This window comes from Bacillus pretiosus (assembly GCF_052947655.1).
In genome coordinates this window covers 3,385,939-3,408,373 of sequence record NZ_CM129593.1, presented here as the reverse complement: position 1 = coordinate 3,408,373, position 22,435 = coordinate 3,385,939, and the positions used below count along the sequence as shown (strand labels likewise).

The window sequence follows — 22,435 nt, the reverse complement described above, 5'->3', positions numbered from 1 at the left end:
TTGCTGTAACTGCGATTTTAGTTGGTTATTTAAATATAAAGGTAACTAATTAATAAAAAGTGTTCTTCAGTTGTTTCCATCGTTTTTTCATGTTACCATTAAGCGAATTTTTCATAGGGAGAGAAAGCGATGAAATGGATTTATTTTATTATTATTAACGTTATAGCTTTTAGCCTTATGGGGCTTGATAAACGAAAAGCGAAGAAGAAACAGTGGAGAACGCCAGAAAGTACGTTGTTTTTATCAGCGGTAGCTGGAGGCGCAGTTGGTGCTTGGATTGGTATGTATATGTTTCACCATAAAACACATAAAAAGAAATTTGTTTTCGGTATACCGTTACTTGTCGTTATAACAGTATGTTTACTTTTTGCTGTATGAGAAATGTCGAAAGAATTGCAGATTGATTATTGGTAAAGTGAGCATGCGGGACCGTATAATGGAGAAAAATGAGAAGAGGAGAAAAGGGAAGATGGGGAGTCAATCAGCACAGCAAAAAAAAGGAATTATATATGCGGCTGGTGCTTATACGATGTGGGGAATCCTACCAATCTATTGGAAATGGGTTGAGGAAGTTCCAGCAGATGAAATATTAGCACACCGCATCGTTTGGGCGTTCGTTTTTATGTTACTTGTGTTAGGTGTTACGAAGAGGTTTCGTCAGTTTATTGGGGAGTTCGTGAATCTTTTTAAACGACCTAAATTATTAATGTCATTAACAATAGCTTCAGTCTTGATTAGCGGAAACTGGTTTGTCTACATATGGGCCGTTAATCATAATCATGTCATTGAAGCAAGTCTTGGATATTATATTAATCCGCTTATTAGTATTTTACTTGGTACAGTCGTTTTAAAGGAAAAGTTAAACTTTTGGCAATATGTTGCAGTTGGTTTAGCTGGAATAGGGGTTATCATTTTAACAGTCCGTTTCGGATCTATTCCGTGGGTTTCTTTATCACTTGCCTTTTCATTTGGATTATACGGATTAACAAAAAAATTGTTAAACTATGATGCGACAATTGGTCTTACGATGGAAACGATGTTAGTGACGCCGTTTGCGATTATCTATCTCGTTATGACAGGAGCGCATGGATTCGGTTCATTTGGATCTATTTCCATGTCATCGACGTTACTATTAATAGGAGCGGGCATTGTTACAGCTTTACCACTTTTTTATTTTGCAAAAGGAGCACAACTTATTCCGCTTTATATGGTAGGATTTTTACAATATATTGCACCAACGATTAGTTTAATTTTAGGTGTATTCGTATTTGGTGAACATTTCACATCTACTCATATGATGGCATTTTTCTGTATATGGGTTGCATTATTTGTGTTTTCAATAGCGAAAACAAAGTTTTTAGTGCAGAAACAACCGAAATTTATAAAAAATAAATCAGCAAAAGTATCATAATGCGTAGTATTTTCTACGCATTTTTCTTTATACTGATACTATATAGATTTCCATTATAGTCAGTAGGGAGCTGAGAACGTGGAAACAATTTTACATAATGATCCGCTTATGGCCGCTGTAATTTCATGGTTTCTAGCACAATTAACGAAAGTAGTCTTTAAATTATTCAAAACGGGTGAATTTGATTTTGCAAAGTTTTTCGCTTCAGGTGGGATGCCGAGTTCTCATGCTTCAACTGTTACAGCACTTGCGACAGGTGTTGGCGTTGTAGAAGGTGTGGAAAGTACCTTATTTGCTATTGCTGCTATCTTTGCAATAATTGTTATGTATGATGCTTCAGGAGTAAGACTTGCAGTTAGTAAACAAGCGAAAATATTGAATGAGTTCTTTCACGGTAGACAAACAGAATATAAGAAGTTAAATGAACTTGTCGGGCATACACCGTATGAAGTAGTAGTCGGTGCTTTAGTAGGGATTATTGTCGGAGTGGGATATTGCTTATGAGCAGAACATTTTATATGTTCTGTTTTTCTTTGTTTTCATACATATTTAGCTACCTTTTTGAATATCGTTATACGGATTTCGAAAGGGTGGGTGAGTAACTTGTTATTATATGAAAAAGTGCATGAAGAAATAGCGAGAAGAACAACTGCACTTCAAACGATGCAACGGCAAGATGGTACGTGGCAGTTTTGCTTTGAAGGAGCACCATTAACAGATTGCCATATGATTTTTTTATTAAAATTATTAGGTAGAGATAAAGAGATAGAACCGTTTGTAAAAAGATTAGCATCACTTCAAACAAATGAAGGAACATGGAAATTGTATGAAGATGAAGTGGGTGGCAATTTATCTGCTACAATTCAATCTTATGCTGCCTTACTAGCTTCAAAAAAATATACAAAAGAAGATGCGAATATGAGGCGAGCCGAAATGTTTATTAAGGAACGTGGAGGCGTGGCGCGTGCTCATTTTATGACGAAGTTTTTATTAGCAATTCATGGAGAATATGAATACCCTTCGCTCTTTCATTTGCCAACACCGATTATGTTTCTGCAAAATGATTCACCCCTCAGTATATTTGAATTGAGTAGCTCAGCGCGTATCCATTTAATTCCGATGATGGTGTGTTTAAATAAAAGATTTCGAGTAGGAAAAAAGTTACTGCCAAATTTAAATCATATCGCAGGCGGGGGCGGGAAATGGTTTCGGGAGGAGCGGTCTCCGTTGTTTCAAACGTTATTAAGTGATGTAAAACAAATCATATCGTATCCACTTTCTTTACACCATAAAGGATATGAGGAAGTCGAACGTTTTATGAAAGAGCGTATCGATGAAAATGGAACGTTATATAGTTACGCAACTGCCTCATTTTATATGATTTATGCTTTACTCGCGTTAGGACATTCTCTTCAATCATCAATGATTCAAAAAGCTATAGCAGGGATAACATCTTATATATGGAAGATGGAAAGAGGGAATCATTTGCAAAATTCTCCTTCAACTGTATGGGATACGGCTTTACTCAGCTATACGTTACAAGAGGCCCACGCTTCGAAAGATAATAAGATGATTCAACATGCAGCAGCGTATGTATTAAAAAAACAGCATACAAAAAAAGCTGATTGGAGCGTACATGCTCCGGCGCTGACTCCAGGCGGTTGGGGTTTTTCGGATGTGAATACGACAATTCCAGATGTCGATGATACAACAGCTGTGCTAAGAGCGTTGGCAAGAAGTAGAGGGAACGAAAATGTAGAGAATGCTTGGAAGAAAGGGGTCAATTGGGTTAAAGGATTACAAAATAATGATGGTGGCTGGGGAGCGTTTGAAAAAGGTGTGACGAGCAATTTATTAGCAAATTTACCAATCGAAAATGCAAGCGATATGATTACAGATCCTTCCACACCAGATATTACAGGAAGAGTGTTAGAGCTTTTCGGGACATACGCGCAAAATGAATTGCCTGAGAAACAAAAACAAAGTGCGATAAATTGGTTAATGAATGTGCAAGAGGAAAATGGATCATGGTATGGGAAATGGGGGATTTGTTATATATATGGTACGTGGGCTGTTATGACTGGTTTACGGTCACTCGGAATTCCATCTAGCAATCCATCAATGAAAAGAGCAGCTTTATGGCTGGAACATATACAGCATGAAGATGGTGGGTGGGGGGAATCGTGCCACAGTAGCGTGGAAAAAAGGTTCGTTACTTTACCATTTAGTACACCATCCCAAACAGCATGGGCGTTAGATGCTCTCATTTCTTACCATGATGAAGAAACACCAGCTATTCGAAAAGGTATTTCATATTTGCTTGCGAATCCTGATGATAATGAACACTATCCTACCGGAACAGGTTTACCAGGTGGGTTTTATATTCGTTATCATAGCTATGCATATATATATCCGCTACTTACTTTGGCACATTATATAAAAAAATATAGAAAATAAACCGAGAGGATATCTCTCGGTTTATTTTATTGGGTAGTAGGTCCCTGTTGAAAAGAATAAGGTTGTGCGTTCCTTATTTCTCTATTGACTGGCGTTTTTGACGTGCATCAGCGGCATTTGCACGTGCGTTCGCTTCTAAGTCATTGTGGTCAGCGAGTTCACGAGAGAACTCAACATCAATGCCATCAGCAGCTTTGTTTTGCTTGAAATTTTTTTTGTTCATTCGACACAATCTCCTTGTGTTTTATGCGACGTTGCAAAGTTAGTTTGACACAAATAGACTTTTTTATACAAAGAGGAATTGGGAAGCAAAGAGCCGAAATATACAGTATAAGTAATAGAAATGGGGGATAGGGATGGAGTTTTTAAATGGGAAAACAGCTGTAGTAACAGGAGCTGCACAGGGAATTGGAAAAGAGATTGCAAGGGTTTATGCAAAACTAGGGGCTAAAGTATTAATTAGCGATGTAAATGAAGAGAAGCTACAAAAAACGACACGTGAGTTATCAGATGAAGGATATGAAGTGAAGCAGTATCGTTGTGATGTGAGTAATCAAAATGATGCGAAGTCCTTAATTGAATACGCTGTCCAAACATTTGGTACACTGCACATTTTAGTAAATAATGCAGGAATTACGCGAGATGCTATGTTACATAAAATGGAGAAACCGGAATGGGAACAAGTACTGCAAGTAAATTTAACAGGTGTTTTTTATTGTATGCAGCCAGCACTTCTTTACATGAGACAACAAGGGTATGGACGCATTATTAATATATCTTCAATTAGTAGAGAAGGAAACATAGGTCAAGCGAATTATGCGGCTACGAAGGCAGGCGTTGTAGGTTTAACGAAAACGGCAGCGAAAGAAGTTGGAAGTTTCGGCATTACGTGTAACGCGATTTGCCCAGGATTTATGGATACAGATATGACAAAAACGATACCAGATAAAGTGAAAGAAAAGATGGTTGGCGCGATTCCGGTTGGTAGAATTGGAACGCCAGAAGATATTGCGAACGCAGCGGCCTTTTTAGCATCAGAGTACGCATCCTATATTACAGGAGAAGTATTAAATGTGAGCGGGGGATTGCAAGTTTAAATGAATACATAATGAAAAGAACCTGACCGGATAGGCCAGGTTCTTTTTTCGTTAATTTAAGTTGAGCCAAACACTCTTCACTTCTGTATAGTTATTTAATGCGTAAGATCCCATTTCACGACCAAGACCAGATTGTTTAAATCCTCCGAATGGAGATGCTGCATCAAAGACGTTATAACAGTTTACCCATACTGTACCAGCACGTACTTTACTTGCAACATAATGTGCTGTTTTAACATTTTCTGTCCACACACCAGCCGCTAAGCCGAATTGTGATTTATTTGCACGTTCAATTACTTCATCAATATCGTTAAAAGGTATTGCAGAAATAACTGGACCGAAAATTTCTTCTTTTGCGATGGTCATTTCGTCATTTACGTCAGCGAATACTGTAGGAGAAACGAAGTAGCCTTGATCGAATGGATTGCCTCCTCCGCAAAGTACTTCAGCGCCTTCTTCAATCCCTTTTTCAATGTAGCCCATTACACGTTTTTGTTGTTCTTCGGAAACGAGAGGACCGATTGTTGTTTCAGGGTTAAGACCGACACCTTGATTTAGTTTTTTAGAATAGAGGACGAGATCAGCCATGACATTATCATACATTTTCTTCGGAACAAATAAGCGTGATCCAGCAGAGCATACTTGTCCTTGGTTAAACATAACACCAGAAAGTGCACCAGGAATCGCGCGAGATAAATCAGCATCTGGCAAGATGATATTTGGTGATTTACCGCCTAACTCAAGTGTAACGCGTTTTAATGATTCAGATGCTTGTCGCATAATTTGTTTACCGACTGGAGTAGAACCAGTAAATGCAATTTTATCAACGAGTGGATGATTAACGAGAGCTTGTCCAGCTGATTCACCGAATCCAGGAACGATATTAATAACACCTTTCGGGAATCCAGCTTCTTCAATTAATTCAGCTAAGTATAGAGCGGATAGTGGAGTTTGCTCTGCAGGTTTTAAAACGATTGTACATCCTGTAGCAAGCGCTGCTCCCATTTTCCACATTGCCATAAGAAGTGGGAAGTTCCAAGGAATAATTTGACCGACGACACCAACAGCCTCATGGCGTGTATAGTTAAAGTAATTACCAGAAACAGGAATTGTTTGACCAACGATTTTCGTAGCCCAGCCAGCATAATAGCGCATATGTTCAATTGCAAGTGGTATGTCTGCTGCCATTGTTTCACGGATTGGCTTTCCGTTATCTAATGTTTCGAGCTGTGCAAGCTCTTCTTTATGTTCTTCCATTAAATCAGCTAACTTGTACATAAGACGGCTTCGCTCAGCAGTGCTCATGCGAGACCAAGGACCTTCGTCGAAAGCCATGCGAGCTGCAACGACAGCTTTATGAATATCTTCTCGACCAGCCTCAGAAACGACGGCAAGTGTTTCGCTGGTTGCTGGGTTAGGTGTTTTAAATGTTTTTCCGGAAGCGCTTTCAATGAAAGATCCATTCACATATAACTTTTTTGTACCTTGAAGAAACTTTTCTACCTTTTCATGAAGATTTACAGCTAGTTGACTCATTGTATAACCCCCTTGAAAATATAATGTAAACGCAGTACGAGACGGCGTTTATTCCGAAATCAAGGATGTGGGAACTAGATGGAAAGCCTCTAATTTTAATCATAATTAACAAATACTGAAAATTCAAATTTCATTTGTGTTACAATTGTAAAAAATATGTAATGTAAGAGAAGCTTCTATATGATTATAAAAAATCCTGCTTGTTTTTGCTTTCTAGTAGGAAAAACTAGAAGAACAATGGTACAATAATACATCGTGAGAGGAGGGAGAAAATGAAGAATTATCATGATGATCCACGCTTTCGAATTGCCCATAGAGAAGCGTTAATTGGTCTTGGACTTGCTATTATCAATTTTATAATATGGTACGGATTTGCTTATGGGCTTGGTAGTAAAAATCCAAGTGAATATACATATGTATTCGGTTTTCCAGCATGGTTTTTTTATAGCTGTATCGTTGGATTTATCGTTATGGTTATTTTACTTAGTTTAGTTGTTCGTTTTGTATTTCAAGATATTTCACTCGATGAGGAAGAAAAAAGTGAGGAATAATAGATGAATTGGTATGTAATCATTCCAATGATAATTTCGTTTATCGTTGTATTTTTAATTGGTGTATATGCTTCAAGACGCGTACAAGCGACTGCTAATAATAAATTTTTACAAGAATATTTTCTTGGTGGGCGTGAACTTGGCGGTTTATTATTAGCGATGACAATGATTGCTACGTACGGTAGTGCTAGTAGCTTTATTGGTGGTCCAGGTATTGCGTACAATATGGGCCTCGGATGGGTATTATTATCTGCGATTCAAGTTGTAACAGGGTATATCGTTTTAACGGTTATCGGTAAAAAGTTTGCAATTATCGCTAGGAAGATGGAAGCCATTACTCTTATCGATTATTTAAAGGGAAGATACAATAATAAAGCAGTTGTTATACTTTCTGCGTTATGTATTATTATCTTCTTATTTTCAGCAACAGTAGCTCAATGGGTCGGTGGTGGCCGATTAATTGAATCACTAACGGGTCTATCTTATACAACAGCACTATTTTTATTTACTTTTTCTGTACTTGTGTACGTATTAATTGGTGGATTTCGTGCAGTTGCTTTATCAGATACGTTATTAGGAATCATTATGTTAGTTGGAACGACAATCATTTTAATTGCTACTGTCATTGCTGGTGGTGGAATTGAAAAGATTATGCAGGAGCTTATTCAAATCAATCCAAATTTAATTACACCATTCGGAGCGGATGGTAGTTTAACGAAATCATATGTGACATCATTTTGGATTTTAATTGGAATTGGTGTTGTTGGGTTACCGCAAATTAGCGTGCGTGCCATGTCTTATAAAAATTCAAAAGCTATGCACCAAGCGTTAATAATTGGAACGGTTGTTGTAGGTACAATTATGATTGGTATGCATTTAACAGGTGTATTTGCGCGAGTCGTACTTCCGGGTATAACGGTACCGGATAAAGTCATGCCGCTACTCGCGATGGAAGTGTTGCCACCTTGGCTAGCTGGAGTTTTCTTAGCTGCGCCAATGGCAGCAATTATGTCTACAGTAAACTCGTTATTGTTACTTGTAAGTTCATCAATTATTAAAGACATATACGTAAATTACATAAATAAAGATGCAGCAGACAGTACGATTAGAAAAGGAAGTTTGTGGATTACTGGTATCGTAGGGCTGCTCGTTTATGCAGCAGCAATTAAACCACCAGATTTTTTAATATGGTTAAATTTATTTTCTTTCGGTGGGTTAGAAGCAGCATTCATTTGGCCAATCGTATTAGGGTTATATTGGAGAAAAGGAAATGCAACAGGAGCGCTTGCCTCTATTTTAGTTGGGGTAGGCTCATATATGTGTATTCATCTTTTCTATCCAAATCCGTTCGGTATACATACAGTTGTCTTCCCAATTTGTTTTGCGTTTATAGCTTATATCATTGGAAGTATGAGTGCTGTGAAGAAAAACAGTATAGGTTAGAGGAAGAACGTAGTCCTTATAGAGGACTACGTTTTTTTGTGTGAATTTATTCTTTTTTATTCTGTATATGTAAGGTTATTCATAAATTAATAACAATTGAGGGGATGGAGTTGAGGTCGATGAAAAAAGTATTATTTTTGGGAGACCCAGGAATTGATGACTCTTTAGCCATCATGTACGGAATTATGCATCCTGATATTGATATTGTTGGTGTTGTAACCGGATATGGAAATGTAACACAAGAAAAGGCGACAAGTAATGCAGCATATTTGCTACAAATGGCAGGACGGGAAGATATACCTGTTATTAATGGTGCGAAAATTCCTTTATCCGGAGATGTTACAACGTATTATCCAGAAATTCATGGGGCAGACGGTTTAGGGCCAATTAAACCTCCAAAAGCTTTTTCACCAAATATAAAACCTTTTTGTGCTTTTTTTGATATTCTTGAAAAATATAAAGGAGAATTAATCATTGTCGATGCAGGCAGGTCAACGACACTAGCGACAGCATTTATTTTAGAAAAGCCGATGATGAAGTATGTGAAAGAATATTATATAATGGGTGGTTCTTTCTTAATGCCTGGAAATGTTACACCAGTTGCAGAGGCGAATTTTCATGGTGATCCGATTGCGTCACAATTAGTTATGCAAAACGCCAAGAATGTGACATTAGTGCCACTTAACGTTACATCTGAAGCAATTATTACGCCAGAGATGGTGAATTACATTACGAAACATTCTAAAACGAATTTTAATAAATTAATTGAACCGATTTTTACGTATTATTATAAAGCTTATAGAAAGCTAAATCCGAAAATAAAAGGAAGTCCAGTGCATGACGTTGTCACAATGATGGTTGCGGCAAATCCGTCTATTTTGGACTATGTATACCGCCGTGTCGATGTAGATACAGTAGGGATTGCAAAAGGAGAAAGTATTGCTGATTTTCGTCCTCAACCTGATGCAAAATCCTTAAAGAATTGGGTGCGAATTGGTTGGTCATTACATTATAAAAAATTTCTCGAAGACTTCGTGAAAATTATGACGTAGACATAATAGGAGAATACAAGTTAAAATAATGGAGATGATTACTAAAATAATCATCTCCATTATTTTGTTTGAAAGAGATAGATAGAGAAGAGTTATACAATAGGAGAGGAATTTTACTTGAAAAAAACTATAGTATGCGCAGTGATTGTGGGTATTTTCGTTTTGCTAATATCGGGTAATTTTTTAGTGAAAAAAGTGTGGAGTTCAAATAATGATGATGCACAGTATATCGCATCCTTTATTGAAGAACATAAAGATGAAAAAAATAGTGCCCTTCTCGTGAAGAGAAATGATAAAGTTGTTTATTCTGTAAATCCAAATGTTGTATTGCCAGTTGCTAGTACGATGAAGTTAATTGTGGCGCTTGAATATACGAAACAAGTTACGGAAGGGAAAATTGATCCGTCTAGTTTCGTTTCCATTAATGATATAAATCGTTATTATGTGCCGAATACAGATGGCGGTGCACAAGATAGATGGCAAAGGTATTTGCAAAAGACAGAAAAGATAACAGAAGGGGCAGTTTCTTTAGAAGAAGTGGCAAAAGGAATGGTTAAGTTTAGTTCGAATGCGAATGCTGAATATTTGATGGAAGTGTTAGGATTAGATAATATTAATCGTAATTTACAAAGTTTATCGCTTCCAGCACATCAGCCGCTATTTCCGATTGTTTCATCTTTATACATCCCTGGATATTTGCATAAAGAATTACATGTTCCGAAATATAAAATAGAGAAAAAGTTAAAAGAGATGTCTCAAGAGCAATATCGTGAATATGCGATGATTATACATGAACGCTTAAAGAAGAAGGGGCCATTATTACAGAAGGAAATTCCTCTTTATTTAGAGGAACGTTACGATAAAATTTGGTCAGATCGATTACCAGCAGCTTCTGCAAACGATTATATGGTACTGCTTCAAAAGGCAAATCATAAAGGTGGCCTAACAGAAGCCGAAGAAAAAGTGTGGGCGAATATCGTTGAAACAGATATGAGTGCTAAAAAATATCGTAAAACATTTAGACATGCAGGGCAAAAAAATGGCTATACGCCATGGACAGTTACAAAAGCAGTTTATGCGATGGATAAACGCGGGAATTGTACAGAAATAGTGTTTTTAGCAAATAATTTAAATGAGGACGACAGTGCAGAAATACGGAAACATTTAGCGAACTTACATTTCCAAGTGCTGCAAAGTGATAAGTATGATGCGACTTTTATTAAGTAAACTCGGTGCAGAGAGCACCGAGTTTATTTTTATCCCGCTTTAATGGGCAGTAAGACCCCCACCTCAAAATTCAGCGAAAGCAAAGAAGTTAGGTGGGGGATCAACTGCCCCTAAAAGTCCGATTGGTTCAACTAATAATCAGTGGGGGATGAAGAAAACCCCCACTGATTAAAGTTTCACTTTATGTACAAGCACTTTTTTCCTATCTCTGGGTATGATGGGTAGTAATACTTAGGTGAGAGGGGAAAAGGTGATGAAACAAAGTAAAGAAGAGTTTATAAAGAGTGAAGGCGCTGATTTCCCTGGAAAAACATATGTAGATTGCGTATTACAACATGTATTTCATTTTCAGCGAAATTACTTATTGAAAGATATGTTTCAAGTGCATAAAGCGCATATCACGATGCTGACTGAAGAAAATTTAATGAAAAAGGAAGAAGCTAAAGTTATACTACACGCATTAAAAAAGGTAGAGGGAATTCCAGAAGAGCAATTGCTCTATACAGAGCGGCATGAAGATCTCTTTTTTTTAGTGGAACATTTAATTTCTCAAGAAGCGAAAAGCGATTTTGTAAGTAATATGCATATTGGTAGAAGTAGAAATGATATGGGTGTAACGATGTATCGCATGAGTTTAAGAAGATATGTATTACGATTAATGGAACATCATTTATTATTGCAAGAAAGTATATTACAACTTGCCGATGATCATAAGGAAACGATTATGCCAGCTTATACACATACACAACCAGCACAGCCCACAACATTTGGTCATTATACGTTAGCGATTTATGATACGATGCAAAGAGATTTAGAACGAATGAAACGAACGTACAAACTTTTAAACCAATCTCCAATGGGAGCTGCCGCTCTTTCTACAACAAGTTTCCCAATTAAACGAGAGCGAGTTGCCAATTTACTTGGGTTTACAAATGTAATTGAGAACTCATATGATGCTGTTGCTGGAGCGGATTATTTATTAGAAGTTAGCTCGTTACTTATGGTAATTATGACGAATACGAGTAGATGGATCCATGATTTCTTACTATTAGCGACGAAAGAATATGATGGTATTACTGTCGCAAAGCCATATGTACAAATAAGTAGCATTATGCCGCAAAAGCGAAATCCAGTTTCCATTGAACACGCCCGTGCGATTACGAGTAGTGCTTTAGGAGAAGCATTTACAGTATTTCAAATGATTCATAATACTCCATTTGGTGATATTGTCGATACGGAAGATGACCTGCAGCCGTATTTATATAAAGGGATTGAAAAGACCATTCGTGTTTTTTGTATTATGAATGCAGTTATTCGAACGATGAAAGTAGAAGAAGAAACGTTGAAGAGTCGTTCTTATAAACATGCAATTACGATAACTGATTTCGCAGATGTTTTAACAAAAAACTATAGCATTCCATTTCGGCATGCGCATCATGCAGCGAGTGTTATTGCGAATATGTCATTGGAGCAAAAAAAAGAGCTGCATGAATTACATGTAAAAGATGTAAATATATACTTACAAGAAAAATTTAAAATAAAATTATTAGAAAAAGAGTGGGAAGAAATTGTATCACCAGAAGCTTTTATACAAAAAAGAAATGTATACGGTGGACCGAGTAAAAAAGAAATGGAGCGCATGATTAACAATCGAAAAGAGTCATTTCAAAAAGAAGAAGAGGTATTTGAAAAGGAAAAACAGAGAATTTTACAAGCGGAAAATGATTTAAATACGTTAGTTTCGAATATTATTGAATCGTAAAAGAGGAATTTAATGAATTAATCGCCAATACTTAATGAAACTATAAATAGAGAGAAGAGATTGTCGATGATTCAATTACATGTATATGAAGAGATTCTTACTTTTAAAAAAGAGGTTACACCATTTTTAGAAAAGAATGAGCAGGAAAATAATCTCATATTAGGTGTATTACAAATGGTTCAACAACCGATATTTATGGGAGTAGCAAAACAAAGAGAAGAAATTAAAGTTGTATTTCTTCAAACAGAAGAGAAGAAACAAATCATTGTTGCTACGTCTGAAATGATGGAAGAGGAAATTGTGGAACTTGCAAAAAGATTAGCAGAAGTATATCCAAATGTTCCTGGATTGATTGGTAATAAGAAAATGGTACAGAGATTAGCGGAAGAGATTGCAGTGTTAGAAAATAAGAAAACTACTGTTGCAATGGAGCAAGGTATATATGAATTAAAACAAGTGAAGAAAAAGTGGAACGGAGATGGAGTATTTCGAGAAGTAAGTAGTGATGAGCTACCATTAATAGAACAGTGGATATATCAATTTTGCGAAGATGTGAATTTGCCTACTACGAAAGAAGAAGCGACCCAAACCGCTCATACATTAATTACGAACCGTCGTCTATTTGGTTTAGAAGTAGATGGGAAGCTTGTATCTGTAGCTGCAAAAACGAGACCGACTACAAACAATATAACAGTTAATTTCGTATATACGCCGAAAGAAGAACGGAAAAAAGGATATGCATCTAGTTGTGTCGGTGCACTTAGTCAACGTATGTTAGATGAAGGGTATAAGACGACTACGTTATATACTGATCTAGCGAATCCTACGTCTAATAAAATTTATCAAGAAATTGGTTATGAACAAATTGCGGAGTCTATACTTATATTTTTAGAGAAATAAAATGAAAAGGCACGCTATTAGAGCATGCCTTTTTGTTATTCATCAATTCGAATGACTTCACCTTGCGGGAAATTCTCAGTTTCTAGTAAGTTACGAATTGCTTTCGCAACGTATTCAGGTGACAATAGTTTTCCTTCTTCTTTTAGTGCGATGAAGCGGTCTAAATTTATGAAATCTTCTTTATTTGTTTCACGAATTTGTGCTTGCATACTTGTGTCAACAACACCAGGTGCAAAAGAGACGATTTTTACTGGATATTCTTTTTCTGCTTCTTCGGTTGCTACGCACTGTGTAAACATATTTACACCAGCTTTCGTCGTGCAATAAGCGCCCCATCCGAAATAAGGATTTTTCCCTGCACCAGATGAAATGTTTATAACACGTTTATCTACTTTCCAGTCTTTCGTATGTTTCATGAAAGTGGAGGTAAGGATCATCGGTGCAAGTAAATTAATTTGAACATTCGTAATGAGTAGTTCGCTTTCAGCTTTTTCTATTGGTCTCATTGGTGCGAGTGTACCAGCGTTATTAATTAAATGAATAGATGATACAGTGTCTTCTTGAATGGATGAAATGATTTCGTTAAAGTTCGTTTCTAAATTATGTACATCTTGAAGATCTAAGGAGTGGAAAACACAATTGCTGTTATATTGCTGTGCAAGTTTCGTAAGCTCTTTATTTTCTCTTCTAGAAATAGAGATGATACTCGTGTTTTCTTCTAACAATTGTGCGGCAATTGCCTCACCTAAACCTTGTGAAGTTCCTGTTACGATAACATAGCGCATAGTGTAGTAAGCTCCTCTCGTATGTGCGGAATTTTGTTGGACAAAGTACATTGCATAGTTTGTCTACATTTTATAGTATAGAGCACTTTTTACTATAATTGAAATGAGATGATTGTGTGCCTTTTATAAATCGTTTTACAACAACAGTACCTGGTGCCGTCACGTTCACTGGGAATACGTTAGGGCTTAGCCCTACATCACCTGCACCAGGTAATATTTTTGGTACACTTGCTGTGTTTACGACAGTAAATACAGCGCTACAAGTACCAGGATTCCCGGTAGGGACAACAGATGAATGGCAATTGAATTCTTCAAGTGCAATTTTAAATCTTCCAGCGGGAAGTAGTGTGTTATATGCAGAATTAGTTTGGGCTGGTACTTTCCGGACTGATACGGAAGATGTTTTACCGTTTTTAAATGATAATATTACATTTACAACACCGGCTGGGACTTTTTCTGTTACGCCAGATCCTGCTACTGCGCAGCAAGGTTCAGTAGGGAATCAGTTTTATTATGCGCGCTCTGCCAATGTAACGAATCTTGTTAGTGCGGGTGGGGCAGGCACATATACAACCGGGGCTGTGCCAGCTGCAAGAACTTCATCTGATCCAACTATTAGTCGTTCGGCTGGATGGACGATTGAGGTTGTGTATCAAAATGCTAGTTTGCCACTTCGGAATTTATCAGTTTATGCAGGTCAAGAAATTATCGATGCTTCATCACCACCAGTGGATGCTACTATTTCAGGATTTGCTACTCCAGCCACAGGAGCTGTAACAGGACGGGTGCTCGTAACTGCTCAAGAAGGTGATTCTAACATTGTTGGAGATCAACTTCGTTTTGGACCGAATGCAAATACTACAGTTGCATTATCCGGCCCGAGAAACCCCGCAAATAATTTTTTTCAGTCACAAATTTGTAACGATATTGGAGAGTTAGATACAACTGGAACGTTTGGAGATTTGAATCAGCCTTTAGGGATAGCTTTAGCCGTCCGAAGACAAGGGTGGGATATTACAAATGTAAATGCCTCTGCATCATTAGTAAATAATCAAACGTCAGCAACGGTTCGATTCGTTACTAATGGAGATGGATATGCTGCAGCTGGTTTTGGGGTTCAAATTGATGCAACGGGGCCAATTATTAATCCTGTTAAATCGGTCAATAGAACAGTTGCAGGAGTTGGAGATATTCTTACCTACACAATTACAGTTCCTAATACAGGTACGGGAAGTGCAGAAAATGTTATATTACAAGATAGTATTCCGAACGGAACGACGTTTGTTACAGGTAGTGTAACGGTAGGTGGAGTAACACAGCCGAATGCGAACCCTGCTAATGGAATTAATTTAGGCACAATCCCAACTAACGCGCAAAGAGTTGTTACATTTCAAGTGCGAATAACATCGTTTCCGAACCCAAATCCTATTCCGAATCGCGCAATGGTGTCATATCAATTCCGTCCTTTCGTCGGTAGTCCACCAATTACAAGTATGTCTTCTTCAAATTCAGTACAAACGACAGTGAATCAAGCAACTATAAGTATGCAAAAATCTGTAGATTTACAGACAGCAACCCTTAATGATGTATTAACATACACAGTTAATGTGACGAATAATGGAAATGTCACTGCAAATAATGTTGTTTTTGTTGATAGTATCCCTGGTGGCACAACATTTGTTCCAAATAGTGTCACGGTAAATGGGGTAGCACGTCCAGGAGCAAATCCAGCAAGTAGTATTAATCTAGGAAGTATTAATGCTTCGCAAACGACGGTAGTGCGTTTTCAAGTTCGAGTAACATCTAATCCGCTTGTAAATCCAATTCCAAATCGTGCGAGTGTAACATTTAACTTTACTCCAGTACCTGGTCAACAACCAATTTCAGGACAGGCGACAAGTAACACTGTATTTACTACAATTAATGTAGCTGATATAAGAACGAGAAAAGCAGTGGATAGAGCTTTTGCGACAGTGAATGACGTTCTTACGTACACTATTACAATTGAGAATGCCGGAAATGTACTTGCGACAAATGTTATTTTTCAAGATCCAATTCCAATTGGAACAACTTTTATCGCAAATAGTGTAACTGTAGATGGGGTTTCACAACCAGGAGCAAATCCTTCGACTGGGTTTGCGGTAGCAAATATTTCTCCAGGTGGAAGTAGGACAGTGCGTTTTCAAGTCCGAGTGACATCTACGCCATCAGGAGGTACGATTGCGAATCGTGGAAATGTATCTGCTAATTTCGTCGTTATTCCGAATCAACCACCAGTGACGATTAATAGACAAACGAATACAGTTGTGACACAAGTTAATACAGGCGGTTTAAATGTAATAAAAGAAGTGAATACAACGCAAGCGGCAGTAGGGGATACTTTAACATACACAATTGCCGTTCAAAATACAGGAAACGTTCCGTTAACAAATGTATTTTTCCAAGACATTATCTCTTCAGCGGTTTCTTTCGTTGCAAATTCTGTAACCGTTAATGGAGTATCGCAAAGTGGTTTGAATCCGAATACAGGATTCTCTCTTCCGAATATTCCTGCGGCTCAAACAGTTGTAGTCACATTTGACGTATTAATTGTACAGGATCCAGAAAATGAAGATATTTTAAATCAAGCAAATGTAACAGCGAGTTTTCAAGTGAACCCGAGTGAACCACCAGTAACAATCAATGTTCCGAGTAACATTGTGAATACAACAGTACAATCAGGGAACTTTGAAGTTGTGAAATCAGTGAATACGAATGTTGCAACGGTAGGGGATGTTTTAGTATATACAATTGAAATCATAAATGCAGGTAGTGTACCAGCTACAAATGTATTTTTTCAAGATTCAATTCCACAAGGGACATTATTTATTGAAAACAGTGTAGTTGTTAATGGTGTTTTACAAGAAGGGGCAGATCCAGAACTTGGATTCTTATTAAATAATTTGCCTACTGGCGCGAGTGTAATTGTTACGTTTGAAGTATTAATTGATGAAATTCCTCAAGGAAATAATGTTGTAAATAATGCGAATGTAACTGGAGATTTTCTTGTAAATCCAACAGAGCCACCAATTACTGTAACGGTGCCAAGTAATACTGTTAATACAGTGGTGAATTCTTCAGGGCTAAATGTAATAAAAAGTGTAAGTGCTACTGAAGCAGGTGTAGGAGATACGCTAACGTATACAATTCGTATACAAAATAGTGGAACAGTAGCAGCGACAAATGTATCATTCGTTGATCCAATTCCATCTGGAACAACGTTTGTAGCAAATAGTGTAACGATAAATGGAACGCCTCAACCAGGTTTAAGCCCAATAATTGGATTTCCACTTGCTAACATTCCGGTAGGAGGGATGGTAACAGTTACTTTTCAAGTGACGATTACGAGTGTACCACCAAATAGAGTTCTTCCGAATAATGCGAATGTAACTGCTGATTTCCAAGTAAGTCCTCTCCAGCCACCAGTTACAATTGTAACGATTAGTAACATTGTTGTGACGCGAGTGAATGTAGGATCACTTAATGTAATGAAGAGTGTAAATACACCACAAGCAGGAGTAGGAGATACGTTAACGTATACGATTCTTATTCAAAATACAGGAACTGTTCCTGCAACGAATATTATTTTTCAAGATCCAATTCCGTCTGGTACTGCGTTTGTAGCAAATAGTGTGACGATAAATGGAGTTGTTCAGCAAGGCGCGAATCCTATGGTAGGTTTCCCAGTACCAAATATTCCGGTCGGGCAAACATCTACGATTACGTTTCAAGTTACAGTGACGAGTGTTCCGAGCGGTGGAAATATAAGAAACCAATCGAACGTTACTGCAAGTTTTCTTATAAATCCAGCAAACCCTCCAATAACGACTGTTACGAATAGTAATTTCGTTGTGACGCAAGTAAACACTGCTCGATTAAATATACAAAAATCTTCATCTGTACAACAAGCTGCACTTGGAGAGACTTACACGTATTCTGTAGTCATTCGAAATAACGGCACAGTAACAGCAACGAATGTTTCCTTCATTGATTCAATTGCTCCAGAAACAACATTTGTAGCAAATAGCGTAACGATAAATGGAACGCCTCAACCTGGATTTGATCCAAATATAGGTTTTACGCTTCCTAATATTGCTGCTGGAACATCATTGACTGTAACGTTCCAAGTAACAGTAGTTGCGCCATCCACGCGCGGAGCCGTATTAAACACGGCATCTGCAACAGCTACTTTTTTATTAAATCCTTTACAGCCCCCTGTAACAACAACCAATTCAAGTAATACGACAGTAGTTACGATACCGTTACCTCCTCCTGGTGAAGTAACAGCAACAAAAACAGTTGATGTTGCTGCTGGAGCGGTTGGGGATGTATTAACGTATACTGTGCTAATTTCAAACGTAGGAATTATACCAGTTACAGATGTGTTCTTTCAAGATGTCATACCAGAAGGAACGATATTTGTAGCAAATAGTGTAACGATAGGTGGGGCGCAGCAACTTGGCTTAAATCCAGAAACAGGATTTCCAGTTAGTCCGTTATTAAATGCAGGTGCAAATATTGCTGTGACGTTCCAAGTGACGATTACGGAGATTCCAGATAATGAAGTCATATTAAATGATGCAGATGTTACATTTACTTCACAACCAAATCCGCAGGAACCACCAATTACGGAAACGATATTAACGAATTTAGTCGTTACGACAATTAATATAGCGTCTATATTTCCATTAAAACTAGTCGATAAAGAGGTAGCGACGGTTGGAGAAATATTAACGTATGATGTATTAATCTTTAATTTCGGTACAGTGGCAGCAACGAATGTTAAATTTATAGATACAACTTCCGCCGGTGTAGCATTTGTACCGGGAAGTGTGAGCATAAATGGGGTGCCGGCACCAGGATTAGATCCTTTCATTGGCTTTACAGTTCCAGATATCCCTGTAGATGATTTTGTACTTGTCACATATCAGGAAGTGGTTACGAGCATACCTGAGGGGGGAACGATTGTTAACTTTGTAGACGTTACAGCTACATTTGCTGTAAGTGAAACAGAGCCGCCTATTACAGAAACAACAACAAGTAATACGACATTAACAGAAATTAATGAACCCGGTTTAAATGTTTTAAAATCAGTAAGTCAGCCGGTTGTTGCAGTAGGTGATACAATCACATATACAACAATAGTTCAAAATACAGGTACAGTGGTAGCGACAAATGTTCAATATAGTGATGTATTACCGTCCTCGATCACATTTATACCAGATAGTGTAACGATAGATGGTGTGCTACAACCTGGATTCAATCCTAATAATGGATTCCCGCTTCCAGATATAAGCCCAGGTGAAAGTGTAGAAGTTACGTTCCAAGTAACAGTTGTCAGTGTTCCATCAAACGGAACAATTGCTAATACTGCAAATATTACGGGAAGCTTTATATTAGTACCAGGAGAACCACCAGTTGTAGTAAACCAACCGAGCAATACAACACTTACAACTGTAAATAGAGGACGATTTAATGTTATTAAACAAGTAAATAGGGCTGCTACTCTCGTTGGAGATGTATTAACGTATACAGTTCAAATAACGAATACAGGAACAGTAACAGCTAATGATGTTCAGTTTATTGATACGATTTCAGCAGGAGCGTCATTTGTACCAAGTAGTGTAACGATAAATGGAGCCCCGCAACCAAACTTAAATCCGATTACTGGCTTTGGAGTTGGAGATATACCAGTTGGAGAAACAGTTATCGTGACGTTTCAAGCGACAGTTACAAACATCCCGTCATCAGGAACCATTACGAACGTTGCAAATATAACAGGAAGCTTTACTTTAGTACCAGGAGAGCCGCCGGTTGTAGTAACTGAACCGAGTAATACGACAATAACAAGGGTAAATAGAGGGAGATTTAATGTTATAAAAACCGTAAATAAGCAAGCAACACGATTAGGGGATACGTTAACTTATAGTGTGCAAGTTACAAATACGGGAACGGTATTAGCGACGAATGTTCAGTTTATCGATGTTCCGTCACCTAGTTTAGAATTCATTCCTGGAAGTGTACAAATAAATGGAATTTCGCAAGTAGGTTTAGATCCATTTGTAGGCTTTTCATTACCAGATCTTGCAGTAGGGGACAGTATATTAATTACATTTGAAGTAAATGTAATCGCAATTCCGCCTTCTAGTAGCATTATGAATACAGCGAGAGTAACTGGTGATTTCGAATTGATTCCAGGAGAACCACCGTTTACAATTACGAACTCAAGTAATACGACAGTCACACCAGTAAATCGAGGTAGTTTAGATATGCTGAAAGAAGTAGATCATCCGATTGTTGGAGTGGGAGAAACGGTAACGTATACTGTTCGTATATTAAATACTGGTACGGCTGATGCGATGAATGTTCAATTTATAGACGTGTTATCTCAGGAAGCTGAGTTTGTTCCAAATAGTGTAACGATAAATGGAGTTCCGCAACCAGGGTTAAATCCACAGGCTGGATTTACGATACCAGACATCCCAGTGGGTGAGACGGCACTTGTAACATATGAAGCTACGATTACAAGTTTTCCAGATGGTGGTACAGTAGTGAACCTTGCTGGGGCGTTAGCAGAATATATTTTAGTACCAGGAGAACCGCCAGTTACAGTGATGGATACGAGCAATACAGTTATAGTGACGGTAAATACGGCAATCTTATTTGTTGCAAAAGGAGCGGATTTTGAAGTAGCGATGGTAGGAGATGTTGTCACTTACGGAATTGCTGTTATAAATGATAGTACAGTTCCTGTGACGAATATTGTTTTAACAGATATCATTGATCCGAATACGTTATTTATAAATGGCTCGGTAACGGTAAATGATGTACCTTTTCCATTTGCCAACCCGAATACAGGTATTCCGTTAGGTAATTTTCAGCCAAATGATGCAGCAATTATTAATTTCCAAGTTGTAATAACAGGAGGGCAAATAAATAACTTAGTTACAAATACAGCTACGGCGAGTGGGCTTGCAATTGTGAATCCAAATGAACCGGCTGTAGTAGTTGAAGGCGATAGCAATACAGTTGTTATCCCGTTTATTCCTCAAAATGTCTCAACGACTGTTGTAAAAGTGGCAGACCATCAAACAGCAACAATAGGAGATGTTATTACGTTTACGACAGTTATTACAAATACGGGAGATACAGCGATACAAAATATTCGTTTTCAAGATATGTTAGATAGTAGTGTTCAATTTGTCCTTGGAAGTGTAACGGTTGATAATACGCCAGTGCCAAATGTAAACCCAATATCAGGATTTCTTATAGGAAGTTTAAATCCAGGTGAAGCACGCACAGTCTCGTTCCAAGTAGTAGTTCAGAGCGCGCCAAGTGGTTCAGGAAATTATATAAATCAAGCGAGTATTCGCTTCGAACATCAAGTAGGTACAGTGTTACCGCCTGTTACACAAATAATAGAAAGTAATATTGTGGTCATACCGTTCGTCCCAACGATCGAACAAATTTGTGAAACAAACTTTAATTGCTTAGATAAAATTCCATTTCAATGTTCTCCGTGTAATCATTTGCACGAACATAAGAAATAAAAACAAAAAGAGCATCCTGAAAGAATAGGATGCTCTTTTTGTATTAATCACATAGATTCATTTTCCGGTGAGGTAAAAAACTCGTTGATTTTGTTGGAAAGTAGAAATGGAATGGCTCCTTTTATAACAGAAATATCCCAATCCCACCATGCGAGTTTTTCTAGCTTGTCAATCGTTTCTTGCGGGAAACGATATCGAACAAATTTTGCAGGATTACCAGCTACAATTGCATATGGAGGTACGTCTTTTGTAACAACACTCTTTGCCCCAATAATGGCTCCGTTACCAATTGTAACACCAGATAAAATGCAGGATTGATAACCAATCCATACATCGTTGCCGACTACGATGTCACCTTTTGAAGAAGGATGACCAGTAATATGTGCTCCTTCATTAAAAAATGCATTAAATGGGTATGTCGTTATCCAGTCTGCGCGATGTTCACCGCCAAGTATAAAAACGACTTCTTCTCCTAATGAACAAAACTTACCTATTTTTAATTTTGTTTCATCATTCCAAGAAAAAATGGTTGGACCTACTTTACTATAAGTATAATCACCAATATCATATTTATTATATTCAGGTTTTTGATTTAAAAATAACATAACAAATTTAGCATCCTCTC

16 protein-coding genes are annotated in these 22,435 nt (G+C 37.5%); 12 read left to right on the top strand and 4 right to left on the bottom strand.

Annotation, left to right across the window (positions count from 1 at the left end):
• Nucleotides 1-129 precede the first annotated feature (129 nt).
• The 4 genes from ACU8YW_RS17425 to ACU8YW_RS17410 all read left to right on the top strand — a co-directional run bounded on the left by ACU8YW_RS17425 (nt 130) and on the right by ACU8YW_RS17410 (nt 3,868).
• Nucleotides 130-378: a DUF1294 domain-containing protein gene (locus ACU8YW_RS17425; protein ID WP_000871331.1), complete on the top strand. Its 249-nt coding sequence runs from the start codon at nt 130-132 to the stop codon at nt 376-378.
• Nucleotides 379-469: 91 nt separating this feature from the next.
• Nucleotides 470-1,411 (top strand): EamA family transporter RarD, encoded by a 942-nt coding sequence (rarD, locus tag ACU8YW_RS17420; RefSeq protein ID WP_000535553.1) that lies wholly within the window; start codon nt 470-472, stop codon nt 1,409-1,411.
• A gap of 78 nt (nt 1,412-1,489) precedes the next feature.
• On the top strand, nt 1,490-1,915 hold the full coding sequence (locus tag ACU8YW_RS17415; RefSeq protein WP_000447816.1) for a divergent PAP2 family protein: 426 nt from the start codon (nt 1,490-1,492) through the stop codon (nt 1,913-1,915).
• Between the two features lie 99 nt (nt 1,916-2,014).
• Nucleotides 2,015-3,868 carry a terpene cyclase/mutase family protein gene (locus ACU8YW_RS17410; protein ID WP_098134788.1) on the top strand — a complete coding sequence of 618 codons (1,854 nt, stop codon included), beginning with the start codon at nt 2,015-2,017 and terminating at the stop codon, nt 3,866-3,868.
• A gap of 73 nt (nt 3,869-3,941) precedes the next feature.
• Here the strand turns inward: ACU8YW_RS17410 and ACU8YW_RS17405 are convergent, their stop codons facing one another.
• The gene (locus ACU8YW_RS17405; RefSeq protein ID WP_060487356.1) at nt 3,942-4,091 is read right to left on the bottom strand and encodes a YfhD family protein; all 150 of its coding nucleotides are present in this window, start codon (nt 4,089-4,091) and stop codon (nt 3,942-3,944) included.
• Between the two features lie 133 nt (nt 4,092-4,224).
• Here ACU8YW_RS17405 and fabG point away from each other — a divergent pair, with 133 nt between their 5' ends.
• A complete protein-coding gene (fabG, locus tag ACU8YW_RS17400; RefSeq protein ID WP_000395032.1) occupies nt 4,225-4,965 on the top strand; it encodes a 3-oxoacyl-ACP reductase FabG in 741 nt (246 codons plus the stop codon).
• A gap of 51 nt (nt 4,966-5,016) precedes the next feature.
• Here the strand turns inward: fabG and dhaS are convergent, their stop codons facing one another.
• Nucleotides 5,017-6,501: an aldehyde dehydrogenase DhaS gene (dhaS, locus tag ACU8YW_RS17395; protein ID WP_426934047.1), complete on the bottom strand. Its 1,485-nt coding sequence runs from the start codon at nt 6,499-6,501 to the stop codon at nt 5,017-5,019.
• Between the two features lie 272 nt (nt 6,502-6,773).
• Here dhaS and ACU8YW_RS17390 point away from each other — a divergent pair, with 272 nt between their 5' ends.
• The 6 genes from ACU8YW_RS17390 to ACU8YW_RS17365 all read left to right on the top strand — a co-directional run bounded on the left by ACU8YW_RS17390 (nt 6,774) and on the right by ACU8YW_RS17365 (nt 13,436).
• The gene (locus ACU8YW_RS17390; protein WP_000800722.1) at nt 6,774-7,052 is read left to right on the top strand and encodes a YhdT family protein; all 279 of its coding nucleotides are present in this window, start codon (nt 6,774-6,776) and stop codon (nt 7,050-7,052) included.
• A gap of 3 nt (nt 7,053-7,055) precedes the next feature.
• Nucleotides 7,056-8,495, top strand: a complete 1,440-nt coding sequence (gene panF / locus ACU8YW_RS17385; RefSeq protein ID WP_001104842.1) for a sodium/pantothenate symporter — start codon at nt 7,056-7,058, stop codon at nt 8,493-8,495.
• Nucleotides 8,496-8,614: 119 nt separating this feature from the next.
• Entirely contained in the window at nt 8,615-9,547 is a 933-nt protein-coding gene (locus ACU8YW_RS17380; RefSeq protein ID WP_097889895.1) for a nucleoside hydrolase, read from the top strand.
• A 117-nt stretch (nt 9,548-9,664) separates the two neighbouring features.
• Entirely contained in the window at nt 9,665-10,774 is a 1,110-nt protein-coding gene (locus ACU8YW_RS17375) for a serine hydrolase (protein WP_097889894.1), read from the top strand.
• A gap of 235 nt (nt 10,775-11,009) precedes the next feature.
• On the top strand, nt 11,010-12,536 hold the full coding sequence (gene argH / locus ACU8YW_RS17370) for an argininosuccinate lyase (RefSeq protein WP_097889893.1): 1,527 nt from the start codon (nt 11,010-11,012) through the stop codon (nt 12,534-12,536).
• A gap of 66 nt (nt 12,537-12,602) precedes the next feature.
• Complete coding sequence (locus tag ACU8YW_RS17365) at nt 12,603-13,436, top strand: GNAT family N-acetyltransferase (RefSeq protein ID WP_046954603.1); 834 nt, start codon at nt 12,603-12,605, stop codon at nt 13,434-13,436.
• A 35-nt stretch (nt 13,437-13,471) separates the two neighbouring features.
• On the opposite strand, the gene ACU8YW_RS17360 is transcribed toward ACU8YW_RS17365, so the two are convergent.
• Nucleotides 13,472-14,221: a (S)-benzoin forming benzil reductase gene (locus ACU8YW_RS17360; RefSeq protein WP_088064154.1), complete on the bottom strand. Its 750-nt coding sequence runs from the start codon at nt 14,219-14,221 to the stop codon at nt 13,472-13,474.
• 116 nt (nt 14,222-14,337) lie between these two features.
• Here ACU8YW_RS17360 and ACU8YW_RS17355 point away from each other — a divergent pair, with 116 nt between their 5' ends.
• Complete coding sequence (locus ACU8YW_RS17355) at nt 14,338-21,810, top strand: CLIPPER-2 domain-containing protein (protein WP_446893982.1); 7,473 nt, start codon at nt 14,338-14,340, stop codon at nt 21,808-21,810.
• Nucleotides 21,811-21,857: 47 nt separating this feature from the next.
• Here the strand turns inward: ACU8YW_RS17355 and ACU8YW_RS17350 are convergent, their stop codons facing one another.
• The gene (locus ACU8YW_RS17350) at nt 21,858-22,415 is read right to left on the bottom strand and encodes a CatB-related O-acetyltransferase (RefSeq protein ID WP_097908199.1); all 558 of its coding nucleotides are present in this window, start codon (nt 22,413-22,415) and stop codon (nt 21,858-21,860) included.
• Nucleotides 22,416-22,435 lie beyond the last annotated feature (20 nt).

Excerpts from the sequence above, each read along its gene's own strand:
- ACU8YW_RS17380 (WP_097889895.1), top strand. The coding sequence starts at position 8,615 with ATGAAAAAAGTATTATTTTTGGGAGACCCAGGAATTGATGACTCTTTA.
- ACU8YW_RS17350 (WP_097908199.1), bottom strand. The coding sequence starts at position 22,415 with ATGTTATTTTTAAATCAAAAACCTGAATATAATAAATATGATATTGGT.
- ACU8YW_RS17390 (WP_000800722.1), top strand. The coding sequence starts at position 6,774 with ATGAAGAATTATCATGATGATCCACGCTTTCGAATTGCCCATAGAGAA.
- panF (WP_001104842.1), top strand. The coding sequence starts at position 7,056 with ATGAATTGGTATGTAATCATTCCAATGATAATTTCGTTTATCGTTGTA.
- ACU8YW_RS17405 (WP_060487356.1), bottom strand. The coding sequence starts at position 4,091 with ATGAACAAAAAAAATTTCAAGCAAAACAAAGCTGCTGATGGCATTGAT.
- ACU8YW_RS17425 (WP_000871331.1), top strand. The coding sequence starts at position 130 with ATGAAATGGATTTATTTTATTATTATTAACGTTATAGCTTTTAGCCTT.
- rarD (WP_000535553.1), top strand. The coding sequence starts at position 470 with ATGGGGAGTCAATCAGCACAGCAAAAAAAAGGAATTATATATGCGGCT.
- dhaS (WP_426934047.1), bottom strand. The coding sequence starts at position 6,501 with ATGAGTCAACTAGCTGTAAATCTTCATGAAAAGGTAGAAAAGTTTCTT.
- fabG (WP_000395032.1), top strand. The coding sequence starts at position 4,225 with ATGGAGTTTTTAAATGGGAAAACAGCTGTAGTAACAGGAGCTGCACAG.
- ACU8YW_RS17365 (WP_046954603.1), top strand. The coding sequence starts at position 12,603 with ATGATTCAATTACATGTATATGAAGAGATTCTTACTTTTAAAAAAGAG.
- ACU8YW_RS17360 (WP_088064154.1), bottom strand. The coding sequence starts at position 14,221 with ATGCGCTATGTTATCGTAACAGGAACTTCACAAGGTTTAGGTGAGGCA.